Origin of the sequence: Pseudomonas sp. LTR0 (genome assembly GCF_036630035.1) — a bacterium.
GTDB classification, from domain to species: Bacteria; Pseudomonadota; Gammaproteobacteria; order Pseudomonadales; family Pseudomonadaceae; genus Aquipseudomonas; species Aquipseudomonas putida_Y.
In genome coordinates, this window is sequence record NZ_CP123734.1 from 3,428,360 (window position 1) to 3,445,129 (window position 16,770).

14 protein-coding genes are annotated in these 16,770 nt (G+C 63.1%); 4 read left to right on the top strand and 10 right to left on the bottom strand.

The window, feature by feature from the left end; all coding sequences use genetic code 11:
• Nucleotides 1-66: 66 nt before the first annotated feature.
• The gene (locus tag QCL51_RS15805; protein WP_021782868.1) at nt 67-933 is read left to right on the top strand and encodes a LysR family transcriptional regulator; all 867 of its coding nucleotides are present in this window, start codon (nt 67-69) and stop codon (nt 931-933) included.
• Here the strand turns inward: QCL51_RS15805 and QCL51_RS15810 are convergent.
• From QCL51_RS15810 to QCL51_RS15830, 5 genes are all read right to left on the bottom strand, one after another.
• The gene (locus QCL51_RS15810; RefSeq protein WP_021782869.1) at nt 907-2,061 is read right to left on the bottom strand and encodes an HPP family protein; all 1,155 of its coding nucleotides are present in this window, start codon (nt 2,059-2,061) and stop codon (nt 907-909) included. The genes QCL51_RS15805 and QCL51_RS15810 overlap by 27 nt on opposite strands.
• Before the next feature lie 239 nt (nt 2,062-2,300).
• Nucleotides 2,301-3,620, bottom strand: a complete 1,320-nt coding sequence (locus QCL51_RS15815; RefSeq protein WP_021782870.1) for a sensor histidine kinase — start codon at nt 3,618-3,620, stop codon at nt 2,301-2,303.
• Nucleotides 3,617-4,285: a response regulator transcription factor gene (locus QCL51_RS15820; RefSeq protein ID WP_003250345.1), complete on the bottom strand. Its 669-nt coding sequence runs from the start codon at nt 4,283-4,285 to the stop codon at nt 3,617-3,619. The genes QCL51_RS15815 and QCL51_RS15820 overlap by 4 nt, the downstream gene beginning before the upstream one ends.
• On the bottom strand, nt 4,286-4,600 hold the full coding sequence (locus QCL51_RS15825) for a PepSY domain-containing protein (RefSeq protein ID WP_003250344.1): 315 nt from the start codon (nt 4,598-4,600) through the stop codon (nt 4,286-4,288).
• A complete protein-coding gene (locus QCL51_RS15830; protein WP_103444076.1) occupies nt 4,600-4,908 on the bottom strand; it encodes a PepSY domain-containing protein in 309 nt (102 codons plus the stop codon). The genes QCL51_RS15825 and QCL51_RS15830 overlap by 1 nt, the downstream gene beginning before the upstream one ends.
• A 237-nt stretch (nt 4,909-5,145) precedes the next feature.
• On the opposite strand from QCL51_RS15830, the gene QCL51_RS15835 reads away from it, so the two are divergent.
• Together QCL51_RS15835 and queD are read left to right on the top strand one after the other, a co-directional pair.
• Complete coding sequence (locus QCL51_RS15835) at nt 5,146-6,225, top strand: patatin-like phospholipase family protein (protein ID WP_103469234.1); 1,080 nt, start codon at nt 5,146-5,148, stop codon at nt 6,223-6,225.
• Nucleotides 6,226-6,278: 53 nt separating this feature from the next.
• On the top strand, nt 6,279-6,635 hold the full coding sequence (gene queD / locus QCL51_RS15840) for a 6-carboxytetrahydropterin synthase QueD (protein WP_012053047.1): 357 nt from the start codon (nt 6,279-6,281) through the stop codon (nt 6,633-6,635).
• 26 nt (nt 6,636-6,661) lie between these two features.
• Here queD and QCL51_RS15845 read toward each other — a convergent pair whose 3' ends face one another.
• Nucleotides 6,662-7,423 (bottom strand): hypothetical protein, encoded by a 762-nt coding sequence (locus tag QCL51_RS15845; protein WP_323600791.1) that lies wholly within the window; start codon nt 7,421-7,423, stop codon nt 6,662-6,664.
• Nucleotides 7,424-7,495: 72 nt separating this feature from the next.
• Nucleotides 7,496-7,963, bottom strand: coding sequence for a DUF1289 domain-containing protein (locus QCL51_RS15850; protein WP_162149592.1), 468 nt, complete (start codon nt 7,961-7,963; stop codon nt 7,496-7,498).
• Between the two features lie 405 nt (nt 7,964-8,368).
• Here QCL51_RS15850 and acnB point away from each other — a divergent pair, with 405 nt between their 5' ends.
• Entirely contained in the window at nt 8,369-10,978 is a 2,610-nt protein-coding gene (gene acnB, locus QCL51_RS15855) for a bifunctional aconitate hydratase 2/2-methylisocitrate dehydratase (RefSeq protein ID WP_021782875.1), read from the top strand.
• Between the two features lie 175 nt (nt 10,979-11,153).
• Here acnB and prpD read toward each other — a convergent pair whose 3' ends face one another.
• From prpD to acnD, 3 genes are all read right to left on the bottom strand, one after another.
• Nucleotides 11,154-12,638, bottom strand: a complete 1,485-nt coding sequence (gene prpD, locus QCL51_RS15860) for a 2-methylcitrate dehydratase (RefSeq protein ID WP_103444073.1) — start codon at nt 12,636-12,638, stop codon at nt 11,154-11,156.
• Nucleotides 12,639-12,809: 171 nt separating this feature from the next.
• Nucleotides 12,810-14,000 carry a 2-methylaconitate cis-trans isomerase PrpF gene (gene prpF, locus QCL51_RS15865; RefSeq protein ID WP_021782877.1) on the bottom strand — a complete coding sequence of 397 codons (1,191 nt, stop codon included), beginning with the start codon at nt 13,998-14,000 and terminating at the stop codon, nt 12,810-12,812.
• 74 nt (nt 14,001-14,074) lie between these two features.
• A complete protein-coding gene (gene acnD / locus QCL51_RS15870) occupies nt 14,075-16,663 on the bottom strand; it encodes a Fe/S-dependent 2-methylisocitrate dehydratase AcnD (protein ID WP_338444893.1) in 2,589 nt (862 codons plus the stop codon).
• Between the last annotated feature and the right edge of the window lie 107 nt (nt 16,664-16,770).

Sequence of the window (16,770 nt, forward strand, 5' to 3'; positions counted from 1 at the left end):
CGCAATAACGCCCCATAACAGTGCAAAGCCTCTAGAATAGGCACCCCCTCAAACACCGAGCAGCCCATGGACATCGATCAGGCCCGTACCTTCCTGGAAATTGTGCGTTGCGGCAGCCTGGTCGCCGCAGCCGAACGCCTGTTCGTGTCACAAACCGCGATCACCGCGCGCGTGCAGCGCCTGGAGCAGCAACTGGGTTGCCAGCTGTTCGTGCGTAGCCGCAGCGGCGCCAGCCTGACCAGCGATGGCGAAGCGTTCGTCAGTTATGCCAACCAGTTGGTGCAAACCTGGGAAGCCGCGCGCCGCGACCTGCCGTTGCCTGAAGGTTGCCAGCAGGTGCTGCATGTGGGCGGCGAGGTGAGCCTGGGCAACCCGATGATGCTCGACTGGGTAAGTGCCCTGCACCGCGAACTGCCCAGCCATGCCATCCGCAGCGAGGTCAGCGATGGAGAATCGCTGCTGCGCAAGGTCGAGATGGGCTTGCTGGACGCCGCGCTGGTCTACCAGCCGACCTACGGCCCAGGACTGCAGGTGGAACAGTTGATGGAAGAGAAGCTGATTCGCGTGCGCCGGGTCGACCGGCCCGAACCATATATCTACATCGACTGGGGCGAGGCCTTCCGCCGCCAGCATGATGCGGCCCTGCCCGACCGCGCGCGCCCGGCGTTAAGCTTCAACCTTGGCCCGTTGGCCCTGCAGTTCATACTCGACCAAGGCGGCAGTGGCTACTTCCGCACGCGGGTGGTGCAGGCCTATCTGGACAGCGGCGTGTTCGAGCGGGTACCGCAGGCACCGGAGTTCACCTACCCGACCTTCCTGGTGTACCCACGCAAACGCGACAGCGAAGCCCTGCAACAGGCCTTCGCCATCCTGCGTCGGCTGGTAGCTGCCGGCGCCAGCGACTGGTCACAACGCTGGGACCCGGTTATCTGAAGCCTCGGTCTTGCTGAGCAACTGGCGCTTGAGGCCGGCAATCAGGTCGGTCTGGGTGATCACCCCCACCAGCTTGTCGCCATCAAGCACCGGCAAGCAGTGCAGGCCTTGTTCGCACAACAAAGGCAGCAAGCGTTCCAGCGGGTGCTGGCTGCTGACACTGACAACCCGCGTGCTCATCACTTGCGCCATGCGCACTGCCTTGCGGCCGAACAGGCCGCGCCAGCCGCAACGGCCACGCTGCATGGCCGGGCCAACCAGGTCGCTGAGGCTGACGATGCCCACAAGCTTGCCGTGCTGCAGTACAGGCAGGGTTTTCAGGTGATGGCTGGCGAGCATTTTCCACGCCTGCTCCAGCGTGGTATCAGGCGTGGCGAACTGCACATCGCGGGACATCACCGAGGCTGCGGTGATACCACCAAGGCTGCGCTGCAGGGCGTGCTGCTCGGTCGCAAGGATGATGCGCTCCAGCTCGTCGCGGGTGACGTCGACAAACTCGCCCAGCTCTTCCAGGGCCTGGTCCAGGTCTTCACCGCGGATGCCGACCCGCTCGCCGGGCAGCGGGTCATGGGTGTGGTGCAGGTCTTTGCGCGGCACCGCGCCTTTCGGGTAGCGCACACCCGTCAGGCGGTTGTAGGCGATTGCCACGCTCACCAGGATCAGCGCATTGAGCAGCACCGGCTCCAGCAGGTGATCGCCCATGGCAGTCAACCCCGTGTCGGCCAGCACCGCGCTCACCGCCACCCCGCCACCCGGTGGGTGCAGACAGCGCAACAGGCACATGACCAGGATCGAGATACCGAGCGCCGCAGCAGCCACCCACAGCTCCGGGCCGAAGCCTTCGCGCATCGCCAGCCCTACAGCGCCGGCCACGGCGTAGCTGCCCAACACCGGCCAAGGTTGGGCCAATGGGCCGGAATGCACGGCAAACACCAGTACCGCTGAAGCAGCCAGCGGGCCGAGCAAGTGCAGGGCGATGCTGGGCCCATAGGCCATGCTGGTCAGCCAGCCCGCGAGGAAAAGGCCAAGTAGCGCACCGATACCGGCACGCAACCATTCTTTGGGGGGGATGTTCAGGGGGGACGGCAGCAGCCGCTGCAGACGACTTTCGGAACGCGAGGCAGACATTTGGGCAATCGGGATCTTTGGTTTTTCTGATTAAAAAGAAAGCCCAGCCGAGCTGGCCTGGGCCTCGTATTGCGCATGCAATACCACAAGGGGCTCCGTCCGTGGAAGGATGGAAACCGCAGGGTTTCGTGAGGGAGATTCTGCCGGGCGCAGCGGGATTGGGCTAATTCAAAAAAATGCGCCTGTACTGCAATTTTTTTGTAGTACTGACACCCTCGTGGCGCGCAGCGGCCCCGGCATTATCGGGCCTTGCGCGGCAGGTCGATGCTCACTCGCAGGCCGCCCAACGGGCTTTCCAGCAAGGCCAGGTGCCCTTCCCAGGCATCAACGATGTCGCGCACGATGCCCAACCCAAGCCCATGCCCGTCCACCTGCTCGTCCAGCCGCGAACCACGCTCCAGCACCTGCTGCCGCTGCCCTTGCGGAATACCCGGGCCATCGTCATCGACCCACAGCTGGTAGCCCTCGGCGTTCGACGCGATGCCCAGACGCACCTCGCTGTCAGCCCACTTGCAGGCGTTGTCCAGCAGATTGCCCAACAGTTCCAGCACGTCCTCGCGGTCCCATGGCAACAACAGCCCGGGCGGCACATCACTTGCCAACAGCAGGCCCTCGCCATGAATCATGCCCAAGGTCCCGAGCAACCCCGGCAGTTCGGCATCACAATCGAACTGCGCGCCCGGCAGCGCATCCCCTGCCAGGCGTGCACGGTTCAGCTCGCGCGCCAGACGCTCCTGAATCTGCTGCAACTGCTCGCGCATTTGCGCGCGTACCTCGGGCAGCCCCTGCAGGCGCTCACTGGAAGCCAGGCTCAGCAGCACCGCCAGCGGCGTCTTCAGCGCATGGCCGAGGTTACCAAGGGCGTTGCGTGAGCGACGCAGGCTGTCTTCGGTATGGCTAAGCAAGTGGTTGATCTGCCCCACCAGCGGTACCAACTCGCTGGGCACCTCGGCATCCAGCTGCGAGCGCTGCCCCTGCTGCAACTGGGCAATCTGCCGGCGTGCCCGTTCCAGCGGCCGCAGCGAGCGGGTGACCGTGATGCGCTGCAGCACCAGAATCAGGATCAGCGCCACCAGCCCCATGCCCAGGCCGATTTGCTGCAAGCGCCGGAAACCTTCGCGCACCGGTGAATAGTCTTGAGCCACACTGATCGAAATGTCCTGGCCCAGGCGCCGGTAGTCGGCACGCAGGGTCAGCAGTTGCTGGCCTTCCGGGCCCAGTTCATGGCTATCGGAAAGCCCGGGCGCTGCGGGCTTGGGCATGTCCAGGTCCCACAGCGAACGAGACCTCCAGGTACCCTGGTCAAGGTCAATGCGGAAGTAATAACCGGAAAACGGCCGCTGATAGGCAGCCGAGATGCGCCGCTCATCCAGCTGCAGGCCCGAAGGCCCACGCACCAATGCCACCAGAAGGTTCTCGCTTTCCTTGCGCAGGCCGTTTTCCAGATAACGTTGCAGGCCGGCTTCGAACAGCCACAAGGTCAGTTGCGCCAGCACCACGCCGACCACCACCAGCACCGCCACCAGGCCCAGGCTCAGGCGCGCCTGGATCGACTTCACTCACCGCTCCCGGCATAGATGTAGCCTTGCCCGCGTCGGGTTTCGATAACACTGCGACCCAGCTTGCGGCGCAAATGGTTGACGTGGACCTCCAGCACGTTCGAGTCGCGCTCGGTTTCACCGTCGTAGAGGTGCTCGGCCAGGTGGCTTTTGGACAGGATCTGCTGCGGGTGCAGCATGAAGTAGCGCAGCAGGCGGAACTCGGCCGCGGTCAGTTGCACATCCACACCCTCGCGACTCACGCACTGACGGCTTTCGTCAAGGTGCAGGCCGGCCGCTTCCAGCTTCGGCTGATTGGCCAGGCCACGGGCGCGGCGCAACAAGGCCTGGATGCGCAACTGCAGCTCTTCGGGATGGAACGGCTTGCTCAGGTAATCGTCAGCCCCGGCCTTCAGCCCTTCGATGCGCTCGGCCCAGGAGCCGCGGGCGGTGAGGATCAATACCGGTGTGGCCAGGCCGGCGGCACGCCACTGGGCCAGCACGTCCAGGCCGGGCAAGCCAGGCAGGCCGAGGTCCAGGATGATCAGGTCGTAAGGCTCGCTTTGCCCCTGGTAAACCGCGTCACGGCCATCAGCCAGCCAGTCCACGGCATACCCCTGGCGCTGCAGGCCGGCGGTCAGTTCATCGGCCAACGGTACGTTGTCCTCGACAAGCAACAGGCGCATTCAGTCATCTTCCTCGTCTTTGAGCAGGGCGCCGGTGCTGGCATCGAGCTTGATCTCGCGCACCACACCTTCAGTCGTCAGCAACTCGACTTCATATTCGTAGCGATCATCGTCCTCTTCCAGCTCGGCTTCCAGCAGACGCGCCCCGGGGTGACGCCCCAGGGCGGTCTCGAGCAGTTGCTCGAGCGGCAGGATGATGCCCTTCTGACGGAGCTTCAGGGCTTCATCCTGGTCCAGGTCGCGGGCAACAGCCAGGGAGCAGACGGCAAGCAGCGAGAGCGCCAGGTAACGTGCCGTCCGGGATACATGGATCATCAGCTGTCTCGTTCGTCCTTGAGTACCTCACCGGTCTTGGCATCCATGTCAACGTCCCATTCGACGTTCTTCGTATCACGCAGCTCGACCTTGTAAATGTAGCGGCCGTACTCGTCTTCAAGTTCCGAGTCAGTGACGGTGGCGCCTGGATGCTTGGCCACGGCAGCGGCCTTGAGCTCGTCCAGCGACTTGATGGTCTTGGCGTTGACCAGTTTGACCACTTCGTCAGGCTGAACGTCCTTGGCGAAGGCGGCATTGGCGCCCAGGGCGAGGGCAGCGGCGGTGATCAGGGCAGTCAAGGTTTTCATCGTTCTTCTCTCCTGAGAACTGTGCAAGTTGTCTACGGGGTTAAGATTAACCAGCGGTCCTTAATTCAACCTGAAAACAGCTGGCGGCATGATAGCGCAGTTACGGCGCTAGCCAGGCTCGGCAACCTTCAACGAGCGGCCTGGTGCTTCGAAAGGGCCAATACAGGCACATGCAGTTATGTTATCTGTAACGGCCCCTCGCAGCACAAGGCTGCTCCTATGCCCAAGAGACACGCCATGAGCGCCATCCACATCAAATACCCCGCCCTCACCTTCAAGGCCGGCCAGCGTGCCTTGCGACACATCCGCGAGCGCGGCCTGCAGGCGGCCGATGTCGGGGTATTGCCGGGCGCGGCGGGTGGGCCGAAGCCGCTGGGCATCCAGGGCCTTGACCTGGCGCTGTTCGGCGAGTGGCTACCCTCGGCACCCCGTCAGCGTGCCCTGATCGGCGCATCGATCGGTGCCTGGCGCTTCGCCAGCGCCTGCCTCGACGACCCGATCGCCGGCATCCGCCGCCTGGGCGAGCTGTACACCGAGCAGGATTTTGCCAAGGGCGTCACTCCGGCCGAAATCAGCCGCAGCTGCCAACGCATGCTCGATGACCTGCTGGAAGGCCGCGACGGCCAACTGCTGGCCAACCCGCACTACCGCCTGAACATTCTGGTGGTGAAAAGCCATGGCCAGCTCGCTCACGACCATCGCGGCCGCCTGGGGCTGGGCCTGGGCTCGGTGGTTGCCAGCAACCTCCTGGGCCGTTCGCGCCTGGCCCGCCACTTCGAGCGCATCATTCTGCACGATGGGCGCGCCGCCCCTCCGCTCGACACCCTGACCGACTTCCCCTCGCGCTACCTGCCGCTGGACTTGACCAACCTGCGCCATGCCCTGCTCGCTTCCGGGTCGATACCGATGGTCATGCAGGGCGTGAAAGACATCCCCGGTGCCGGCGCCGGCACCTACCGCGACGGCGGCCTGCTCGACTACCACCTCGACCTGCCCTACCGCGGTGACGACCTGGTGCTGTACCCACACTTCACCGACAAGGTGGTCCCTGGCTGGTTCGACAAGGCCCTGCCCTGGCGCAAGGGCGATGCCACCCGCCTGCAAAACGTGCTGCTGATGACGCCTTCGCCGCAATACCTGGCCGCTCTGCCCTACGGCAAACTGCCCGACCGCAACGATTTCAAGCGCTTCATGGGCGATGCGCCAGGGCGCAAGCGCTATTGGTACAAGGCCATCGCCGAAAGCCAGCGCCTGGGTGATGAACTTCTGGAACTGACCGCCACCGGGCGGCTGCATGAACGCCTGCAAGCCTTGTAGCGGCCATGCTGGTAGACTGCGCGCATTATTGATTCACACAGAGTTATGACAGCGTGGAAATTTTCAAGGAATTCACATTCGAATCGGCCCACCGCCTGCCCCACGTCCCTGAAGGGCACAAATGCGGCCGCTTGCATGGCCACTCATTCAAGGTCGGCCTGCACCTGACCGGCCCGCTCGATCCGCACACGGGCTGGATCCGCGACTTCGCCGAGGTCAAGGCGATCTTCAAGCCGATCTATGATCAGCTGGACCACAACTACCTGAACGACATCCCCGGCCTAGAAAACCCCACCAGCGAAGTGATCGCCAAGTGGATCTGGGACCAGGTCAAGCCGCTGATGCCGGAGCTGTCGAAGGTGCGTATTCATGAAACCTGCACCAGCGGCTGTGAATACAGCGGCGATTGATTGGCGCCGCGCTAACCGAGCATGGGTCAAGGATTGGCAAAGAGCGGGCGAGGGTGAGGAGGCACGCAAGGGTTCAACACCTGCAGGCTGAACTGGCCACGCTCGCCTCGACGGTTGTTAAGGTATGCAACCCGCTCGACCCTTCGCCTAACTTGCCGACCGTCCGGGCTATAAAGCTTCATGTTCAAGAACAATTGCCCTTCTTGCAACCGCTGCGGATTCAGGCCAGGGATGTGCCACAGTGGCGTTCGTCGCGCGGCGGTCAGCTTGTACAGGACCGCATCCAGATCGATAGGCGGGTCGACGGGTAGCACCACGGATGTCCCGAAGGGGTCGCGCAACGCCAGACTGGCCGGGTCGTCCTTGAGCACACCGGCATCCGAACCCGCCGGGTAAAAGCCCAGGTACCCGTTGCGACTGACGTCGAGCCAGTATTCCAGTGAAGGCCAGCGGTTCACGTTATTGCCCTCATATGCAGGGCGGATCTCGTAAACGAAGCCTGTTGCAACTCGATAGACACCAAACCAGAAACTGTCACAAAACGCACGCTGACGACCCTCGCCCGCCCACAGCGAGTCAATCAGGAAGGATTGCAACATTTCTTCGCCGTAGTCCAGGCTGGTCATCAGCCAACCATCGTCACCGTTCCAATCATCGAATTCGACCCAGAACGGCCGGGTGATTTCATCATCGTGAAACTGGGCAGCACGCAACGGTGCATCCAGCAATTGCCAGCGGCATGTCGCGGTAAAACTCAGCAGCCGTTCAAAATACAGATCCGCCATCATCGGTACTCCATACGCTCGATAAAAACGCACAATGGCGCCTTTTCAAAGCATGGAGCAGAAAGAAGGCTTACCTCACCTCAGTTCGGCACGCAGGAAGGCAGGGGCTATGTAGCGCTGGTAATGCGCCTCGGACAACAGGAAGAATTCGCGGTCGATGGCGTCGCGCAACTGCGGCAGATCCCAGTCGCGGAATTCAGGCATCAAGGCCATCCCATAGGCCTCCAGGTCGCGGATCATCCGCGCCCCGCGGGCAATCAGCTGGTAAGCCCAGCAATATTCCGACTGCTGCTCGACAAAGCGGATGGAGCGCTGCTCCAGTTGCTGGCGCAGCAGGCCTTTGTCGAACACCTCAAGCTTGGCCATCATCACCTGCACCAGCAGCTGTTCAAGGCGCAACCACACGGCGCGCTTTTGCGTATCGTCGTAGCCGTTCCAGTTGATCACTTCGTGGTGAAAACGCTTGCAGCCACGGCACACCGTGTCTCCGTACACCGTGGAGCACAGGCCGACGCAAGGGGTCTTGATGGACTTGTTGGACATGAAAAACAACAGCTTGGCGATGGAACACAGGCCCATGTTAGCCCTTTGTCTAACCAGGGTCACTCGTTAAAGTCGCGTACACCGCCTTACCTTCGGGCTTTTTTTACCGTAGAATCACCCGGCCTTTTCAAAGGCAACAATGTCCGTTGGAAGCTGTTTTCAAAGCGTCACGAGCACAGTTGATCCGGTAGAACGGCGTTGGCCCGGGCCATGCATCCCTCGCATGCCCGCGCCAGCCCTCATCAGCCCCCGTTCTGCAGGCGTAAAACTTTGAAAGCAGCTTCTGTAAGGATTCTTTGCGACCCTGGCTGGGCGGCCCACAAAGCCGCGGCAGCGCATGGGTGCATTGAATGCTGGATAAGCGTCCCGGACCCCCTTTAGGGACCACTGATGAGGGAAATAACTGTGCTTGAAGCCTACCGCAAACACATCGAAGAGCGCGCCGCCCTGGGTATCGTTCCCCAGCCGCTTAACGCCGAACAAACTGCAGGCCTGGTCGAGCTGCTGAAAAACCCGCCGGCCGGCGAAGAAGCCTTCCTCGTAGACCTGATCACCAACCGCGTACCGCCAGGGGTCGACGAAGCTGCCTACGTCAAGGCCGCTTTCCTCTCCGCCGTCGCCAAGGGCGAAGCCAAGTCGCCACTGATCGACCGCAAGCACGCCACCGAACTGCTGGGCACCATGCAGGGCGGCTACAACATCGAAACGCTGGTCGCACTGCTGGATGACGCCGAACTGGGCGCCGTCGCGGCCGAACAGCTCAAGCACACCCTGCTGATGTTCGATGCCTTCCACGACGTGGCCGAAAAAGCCAAGGCCGGCAACGCTCACGCCAAGGCCGTCCTGGAATCCTGGGCTGCCGGCGAGTGGTTCACCTCGCGTCCGGCCATCGCCGACAAGTACACCCTGACCGTGTTCAAGGTGCCTGGCGAAACCAACACCGACGACCTGTCGCCTGCCCCGGACGCCTGGTCGCGCCCTGACATTCCGCTGCACGCCCTGGCCATGCTGAAAATGGCCCGCGACGGCATCGAACCGCAGCAGCCTGGTTCGGTCGGCCCGCTGGCCCAGATCGAAGCCGTCAAGGCCAAGGGCTTCCCGGTTGCCTATGTCGGCGACGTGGTCGGTACTGGCTCCTCGCGTAAATCCGCTACCAACTCGGTACTGTGGTTCTTCGGCGACGACATCCCGTACGTGCCGAACAAGCGCGCCGGTGGCTTCTGCTTCGGCACCAAGATCGCCCCGATCTTCTACAACACCATGGAAGACGCCGGCGCCCTGCCGATCGAATTCGACTGCACCAACCTGGGCATGGGCGACGTCATCGACGTTTACCCATACAAAGGTGAAGTACGCCGTCACGACAGCGACGAGCTGGTCACCACCTTCGCGCTGAAAACCGAAGTGCTGCTGGATGAAGTCCGCGCTGGCGGCCGTATCCCGCTGATCGTCGGCCGTGGCCTGACCGAAAAAGCCCGCGCCGAGCTGGGCCTGGGTGCTTCCGACCTGTTCAAGAAACCAGAGCAGCCTGCCGATTCCGGCAAGGGCTTCACCCTGGCGCAGAAAATGGTCGGCCGTGCCTGTGGCCTGCCAGAAGGCCAGGGCGTACGCCCAGGCGCCTACTGCGAGCCAAAAATGACCACCGTCGGCTCCCAGGACACCACTGGCCCGATGACGCGCGACGAGCTGAAAGACCTGGCATGCCTGGGCTTCTCTGCTGACCTGGTCATGCAGTCGTTCTGCCACACCGCGGCCTATCCGAAGCCGATCGACGTCACCACCCACCACACCCTGCCAGACTTCATCCGCACCCGTGGCGGCGTGTCGCTGCGCCCGGGCGACGGCATCATCCACAGCTGGCTGAACCGCATGCTGATGCCTGACACCGTAGGTACCGGTGGCGACTCGCACACCCGCTTCCCGATCGGCATCTCGTTCCCGGCCGGTTCCGGCCTGGTGGCCTTCGCTGCCGCCACCGGCGTCATGCCGCTGGACATGCCAGAATCGATCCTGGTGCGCTTCAAGGGCAAACTGCAGCCAGGCATCACCCTGCGTGACCTGGTTCATGCCATCCCTTACTACGCCATCCAGCAGGGCCTGCTGACCGTCGAGAAGAAAGGCAAGAAAAACGCCTTCTCCGGCCGCATCCTGGAAATCGAAGGCCTGGACGAACTGACCGTCGAGCAAGCCTTCGAGCTGTCCGACGCCTCGGCCGAGCGTTCCGCTGCCGGTTGCACCATCAAGCTGCCGGAAAAGGCTATCGCCGAGTACCTGCAGTCCAACATCACCCTGCTGCGCTGGATGATCGGCGAAGGCTACGGCGATGCCCGCACCCTGGAGCGCCGTGCCCAGGCCATGGAAGCCTGGCTGGCCAAGCCTGAGCTACTGTCGGCCGACGCCGATGCCGAATACGCCGAAATCATCGAAATCGACCTGGCCGACGTCAAAGAGCCTGTGCTCTGCGCGCCGAACGACCCGGACGATGCCCGCCTGCTGTCCTCGGTACAAGGCGAGAAGATCGACGAAGTGTTCATCGGTTCGTGCATGACCAACATCGGTCACTTCCGCGCGGCCGGCAAGCTGCTGGAGAAGGTCAAGGGTGGCATTCCGACCCGCCTGTGGCTGGCTCCGCCAACCAAGATGGACGCTCACCAGCTGACCGAAGAAGGCTACTACGGCATCTACGGCAAGGCCGGGGCTCGCATGGAAATGCCAGGCTGCTCGCTGTGCATGGGTAACCAGGCACGAGTGCAGACCGGTTCGACCGTGGTCTCCACCTCGACCCGTAACTTCCCGAACCGTCTGGGCGACGCTACCAACGTGTACCTGGCATCGGCCGAACTGGCCGCTGTCGCCTCGATCATCGGCAAACTGCCGACCGTCGAAGAGTACATGCAGTATGCGAAAGACATCGACAGCATGGCTGCCGACGTTTACCGCTACCTGAGCTTCGACCAGATCGCCGAGTTCCGCGAAGCGGCAGCCAACGCCAAGATCCCGGTGGTCCAGGCGTAAGCTGAGTTACAGGTTGTAAGCAAAGCCCCGGCAGCGATGCCGGGGCTTTGTTGTTAGGGCCTGCGCCGGCCATTTCGCGGCTAAAGCCGCTCCCACAGGGCTCCCACGGTGTTCCAGACCTGCGCACGCCCTTGTAGGAGCGGCTTTAGCCGCGAAGCGGCCGGCACAGGCCACCTCATATCACAAACAAATCCACGAACCTGTGCACCGCCATGCCTTCCAGTTTCTGCTGGTCCTTGCACAGTTCGAAAATCTGCTGACACCGCTGCCGGGCAAAGCGGGTCGCCAGGTTGGCCCTGAACTTGGCCTCCAGCAACGGTATACCCTCCCCGCGCCGCCGGCGATGCCCGATCGGGTATTCCACCACCACTTGCTCGGTGCTGCTGCCATCCTTGAAGAACACTTGAAGTGCGTTGGCGATCGAGCGCTTGTCCGGCTCCAGATACTCACGACTGAAGCGCGGGTCTTCCACCACCTCCATCTTCTCGCGCAGGCGGTCGATACTGGGGTGATTGGCATGGAAGGCGTCCTCATAATGCTCGGCCACCAGATGGCCAAAGATCAGCGGCACGGCCACCATGTACTGCAGACAGTGGTCACGGTCGGCGGCATTGGCCAGCGGGCCGCTCTTGGAAATGATGCGGATCGCTGATTCCTGGGTGGTGATGACGATGCGGTCGACTTCATGCAGACGGTTACGCACAAGTGGGTGCAGGGTGACTGCTGCCTCACAGGCGGTCTGGGCATGGAACTCGGCAGGGAAACTGACCTTGAACAGCACGTTTTCCATCACATAGCTGCCCAACGCCTGGGGCAGACGCAACTCGTACTGCCCGGCGGGCTTGAGCGCCAGGTCTTTGTTGGTATGGCTGAACGAAACATCGTAGAACCCCCACTGCGAAGCCGTGAGCACGCCCGGCACGCCCATTTCCCCACGCAAGGCGATGTCAGCCAGACGCACACCTCGGCTGGAGGCGTCACCGGCGGCCCAGGACTTGCGCGAACCGGCGTTGGGCGCGTGGCGATAGGTACGAAGGGCCTGGCCGTCGACGAAGGCATGGGACAAGGCCGAGAGCATCTGCTCACGATTAGCCCCCATCAGCCTGGCGCACACGGCGGTCGAGGCGACCTTCACCAGAATCACATGATCGAGGCCGACGCGATTGAAGGCGTTTTCCAGCGCCAGCACGCCCTGGATTTCATGCGCCATGACCATGGCCTCAAGCACGTCACGCATCGGCAGTGGCTTTTCACCCGCAGCAAGACGCTTCTGTGACAGGTGGTCAGCCACTGCCAGGATCCCGCCGAGGTTGTCCGAGGGATGAGCCCATTCGGCGGCCAGCCAGGTATCGTTGTAGTCCAGCCAGCGCACCGTGCAGCCAATGTCCCAGGCGGCCTTGACCGGATCGAGGCAATAAGAGGTGCCGGGGACGCGAGCACCATTCGGGACCAGCGTGCCTTCCACCTGAGGACCAAGGAGCTTGGTGCACTCAGGGAAGCGCAAGGCGAGAAGGCCACAACCGAGGGTGTCCATCAGGCAGTTGCGCGCAGTGTCCAGGGCCTCGCGGGATTCGACCCGGTAGCCGAGGGCGTAATCGGCCAGGGTTTGTAGCACCCGGTCGTAATCCGGGCGGTCGTTGAGGTCTACGTTGGCGCTCATATCCAGCTCCCTTCAGAATTGCCGGGGCTGCTGTGCAGCCCTTCGCGGGCTTGCCCGCTCCCACAGGTTGACCACGGCATTCAGAACCTGTGGTTACCCTGTGGGAACGGGCAAGCCCGCGAAGGGCCGCTTGGCGGCCCCAACGAACTAAAGCCGAGCGCCAGTGGTGCGTTAGAAGCTGTCGCCAGGCACGCGAACCCAGCCCTCCATCAGCACTCGAGCACTGCGGCTCATGATTGCCTTGGTTACCGTCCACTCACCATTCACCTGGCGCGCCTCGGCCCCGACCCGCAGGGTGCCAGAAGGATGACCGAAACGCACAGCGCTGCGCTCGCCCCCGCCAGCGGCGAGGTTGACCAGCGTGCCCGGAATGGCCGCCGCGGTGCCAATTGCCACCGCAGCCGTACCCATCATGGCATGGTGCAGCTTGCCCATCGACAAGGCCCGCACCAGCAGGTCGATATCACCGGCCTGCACCGCCTTGCCACTGGACGCAGTGTAGGTGCTCGGCGGTGCGACGAACGCCACTTTCGGCGTGTGCTGACGCCCGGCAGCCTGGTCGACGTTGTCGATAAGCCCCATGCGCACGGCGCCATAGGCGCGGATGGTCTCGAAACGAAGCAACGCCTGCGGGTCGCCGTTGATGGCGTCCTGTAGTTCGCTACCGGTGTAACCGATATCGGCAGCATTGACAAAAATGGTCGGGATACCGGCATTGATCAAGGTAGCCTTGAACGTGCCGACCCCCGGGACTTCCAGGTCATCGACCAGCTTGCCGGTGGGGAACATGGCACCGCCACCGCCGTCTTCATCGGCTGCAGGGTCGAGAAACTCCAGCTGCACCTCGGCCGCCGGGAAGGTGACCCCGTCCAGCTCGAAGTCACCGGTTTCCTGCACTTCACCTTCAGTGATCGGGACGTGGGCGATGATGGTCTTGCCGATATTCGCCTGCCAGATACGCACCGTGGCGATACCGTTGCGTGGAATACGCGCCGGGTCGACCAGGCCACTGCTGATGGCAAACGAACCGACCGCAGCGGACAGGTTGCCGCAGTTGCCACTCCAATCGACGAAGGCCTTGTCGATGCTGACCTGGCCGAACAGGTAGTCGACATCGTGTTCGGGCTTGATGCTTTGCGACAGGATCACGGTCTTGCTGGTGCTCGACGTGGCGCCGCCCATGCCGTCGATCTGCTTGCCGTAAGGGTCGGGGCTACCGATTACCCGCAACAGCAACGCATCGCGGGCAGGACCTGGAATTTGCGCCTGCTCGGGCAGATCTTGCAGGCGGAAGAACACGCCTTTGCTGGTGCCGCCGCGGATGTAGGTGGCGGGGATTTTCACTTGCGGTACATGTGCCATGTTCAATTCCTGTCTTGCACAGCCTCTGTAGGCGCGGGTTTGACCGCGCCTACACAGGACCGCGCTGCTCTTGGTTAGGCGGTCGCTTCGAGGAAGTCCTGGGCAAAGCGCTGCAGCACCCCGCCCGCTTCGTAGATCGACACTTCCTCGGCGGTGTCCAGACGGCAGGTCACCGGCACCTCCAGGCGCTCGCCATTGGCGCGGGTAACCACCAGGGTCAGGGTCGCCCGTGGCGTGCGCGCACCCAGCACGTCATAGGTCTCGCTGCCATCCAGACCCAGGGTCTTGCGGTCGGTGCCCGGTTTGAACTCCAGCGGCAGCACGCCCATGCCTACCAGGTTGGTGCGGTGAATGCGCTCGAAGCCTTCGGCGACAATTGCCTCGACACCCGCCAGGCGCACGCCCTTGGCCGCCCAGTCGCGCGACGAACCCTGGCCATAGTCGGCACCCGCAACGATGATCAGCGGTTGCTTGCGCTGCATGTAAGTCTCGATCGCCTCCCACATGCGGGTAACCTTGCCTTCCGGCTCGATACGCGCCAGCGAGCCCTGCTTCACGCTGCCATCGTCGTTGCGCACCATTTCGTTGAACAGCTTGGGGTTGGCGAAGGTGGCGCGCTGGGCGGTCAGGTGGTCACCCCGGTGAGTGGCGTAGGAGTTGAAGTCCTCTTCCGGCAGGCCCATTTTCGCCAGGTATTCACCGGCGGCACTGTCGAGCATGATGGCGTTGGACGGCGACAGGTGGTCGGTGGTGATGTTGTCCGGCAGCACCGCCAGCGGGCGCATGCCACGCAACGTGCGCTCGCCGGCCAGGGCGCCTTCCCAGTAGGGAGGGCGACGAATATAGGTGCTCATGGGGCGCCACTCGTACAGCGGCGCCACCTTCGGCCCACGGTCTTCCTCGATGGCGAACATCGGGATGTACACCTTGCGGAACTGCTCCGGCTTGACCGCTGCACGCACCACGGCTTCGATCTCTTCATCACTGGGCCAGATATCCTTCAGGCGGATTTCCTTGCCATCGACCACGCCCAGCACATCCTTCTCGATGTCGAAGCGGATGGTGCCGGCAATGGCATAGGCGACCACCAGTGGTGGCGAGGCGAGGAAGGCCTGCTTGGCATACGGGTGGATACGCCCGTCGAAGTTGCGGTTACCCGACAGCACGGCGGTGGCATACAGGTCGCGGTCGATGATTTCTTGCTGAATCACCGGGTCCAGGGCACCAGACATGCCGTTGCAGGTGGTGCAGGCGAAGGCGACGATGCCGAAACCGAGTTGCTCCAGCTCTTTTTCCAGGCCGGCCTCTTCCAGATACAGTTGCACGGCCTTGGAGCCTGGCGCCAGCGACGACTTGACCCACGGCTTGCGGGCCAGGCCCAGCCTGTTGGCATTTCGTGCAATCAGGCCTGCAGCAATCACGTTGCGCGGGTTGCTGGTGTTGGTGCAGCTGGTGATGGCGGCGATGATCACCGCACCATCAGGCATTTGCCCCGGCACTTCTTCCCAGTTGCCGGCAATGCCCTTGGCGGCCAGGTCGCTGGTGGCGACACGGGCGTGCGGGTTGGACGGGCCGGCCATGTTGCGCACCACGCTCGACAGGTCGAAGCTGAGGGTGCGCTCATAGACGGCAGCGCCCAGGCTGTCGGCCCACAGGCCGGTGGCTTTGGCGTAGGTTTCCACCAGTTTGACCTGCTGCTCTTCACGGCCGGTCAGGCGCAGGTAGTCGATGGTCTGCTGGTCGATGGCGAACATCGCCGCAGTGGCGCCGTATTCCGGGGCCATGTTGGAAATGGTGGCGCGGTCGCCCAAGGTCAGGGCACGTGCACCCTCACCATGGAACTCCAGGTAAGCACCGACCACTTTCTGCTTGCGCAGGAACTCGGTCAGGGCCAAGACCAGGTCAGTGGCGGTGATGTTCGGGGCCAGTTTGCCAGTCAGCTCGACGCCGACGATTTCCGGCAAGCGCATCCAGGAGGCGCGGCCGAGCATCACGTTTTCGGCTTCCAGGCCGCCTACGCCGATGGCGATCACACCCAGTGCATCGACATGCGGCGTGTGGCTGTCGGTGCCGACGCAGGTGTCCGGGTAGGCGACGCCGTGGTCACTGTGGACCACCGGTGACATCTTCTCCAGGTTGATCTGGTGCATGATGCCGTTGCCCGGCTGGATCACGTCGACGTTCTTGAACGCCTTCTTGGTCCAGTTGATGAAGTGGAAGCGGTCTTCGTTGCGGCGGTCTTCGATGGCGCGGTTCTTCTCGAAGGCCTGCGGGTCGTAACCACCGCACTCGACGGCCAGCGAGTGGTCGACGATCAGTTGCACCGGCACCACCGGGTTGACCTGGGCCGGGTCGCCGCCTTTGTCGGCAATGGCGTCACGCAGGCCGGCAAGGTCGACCAACGCAGTCTGACCAAGGATGTCATGGCACACCACGCGGGCCGGGAACCACGGGAAGTCGAGATCGCGCTTGCGCTCGATCAGCTGGCTCAGCGAGGCATCGAGCGTAGCGGGGTCGCAGCGGCGCACCAGGTTCTCGGCGAGCACGCGTGACGTGTATGGCAAGCCGTCGTAGGCGCCGGGCTTGATCGCCTCGACCGCCGCACGGGCATCGAAGTAGTCCAGGTCAGTGCCTGGCAGGTGCTTGCGGTATGCAGTGTTCATCATGGAATCAGGCTCGGTCACAGGAATCGGAAGGTTTCACCGTACCTGTGGGAGCAGGCGTGCACGCGAATGCGTCAGCAGGTGCAATAGGGTTGCCCGGTCGGGCG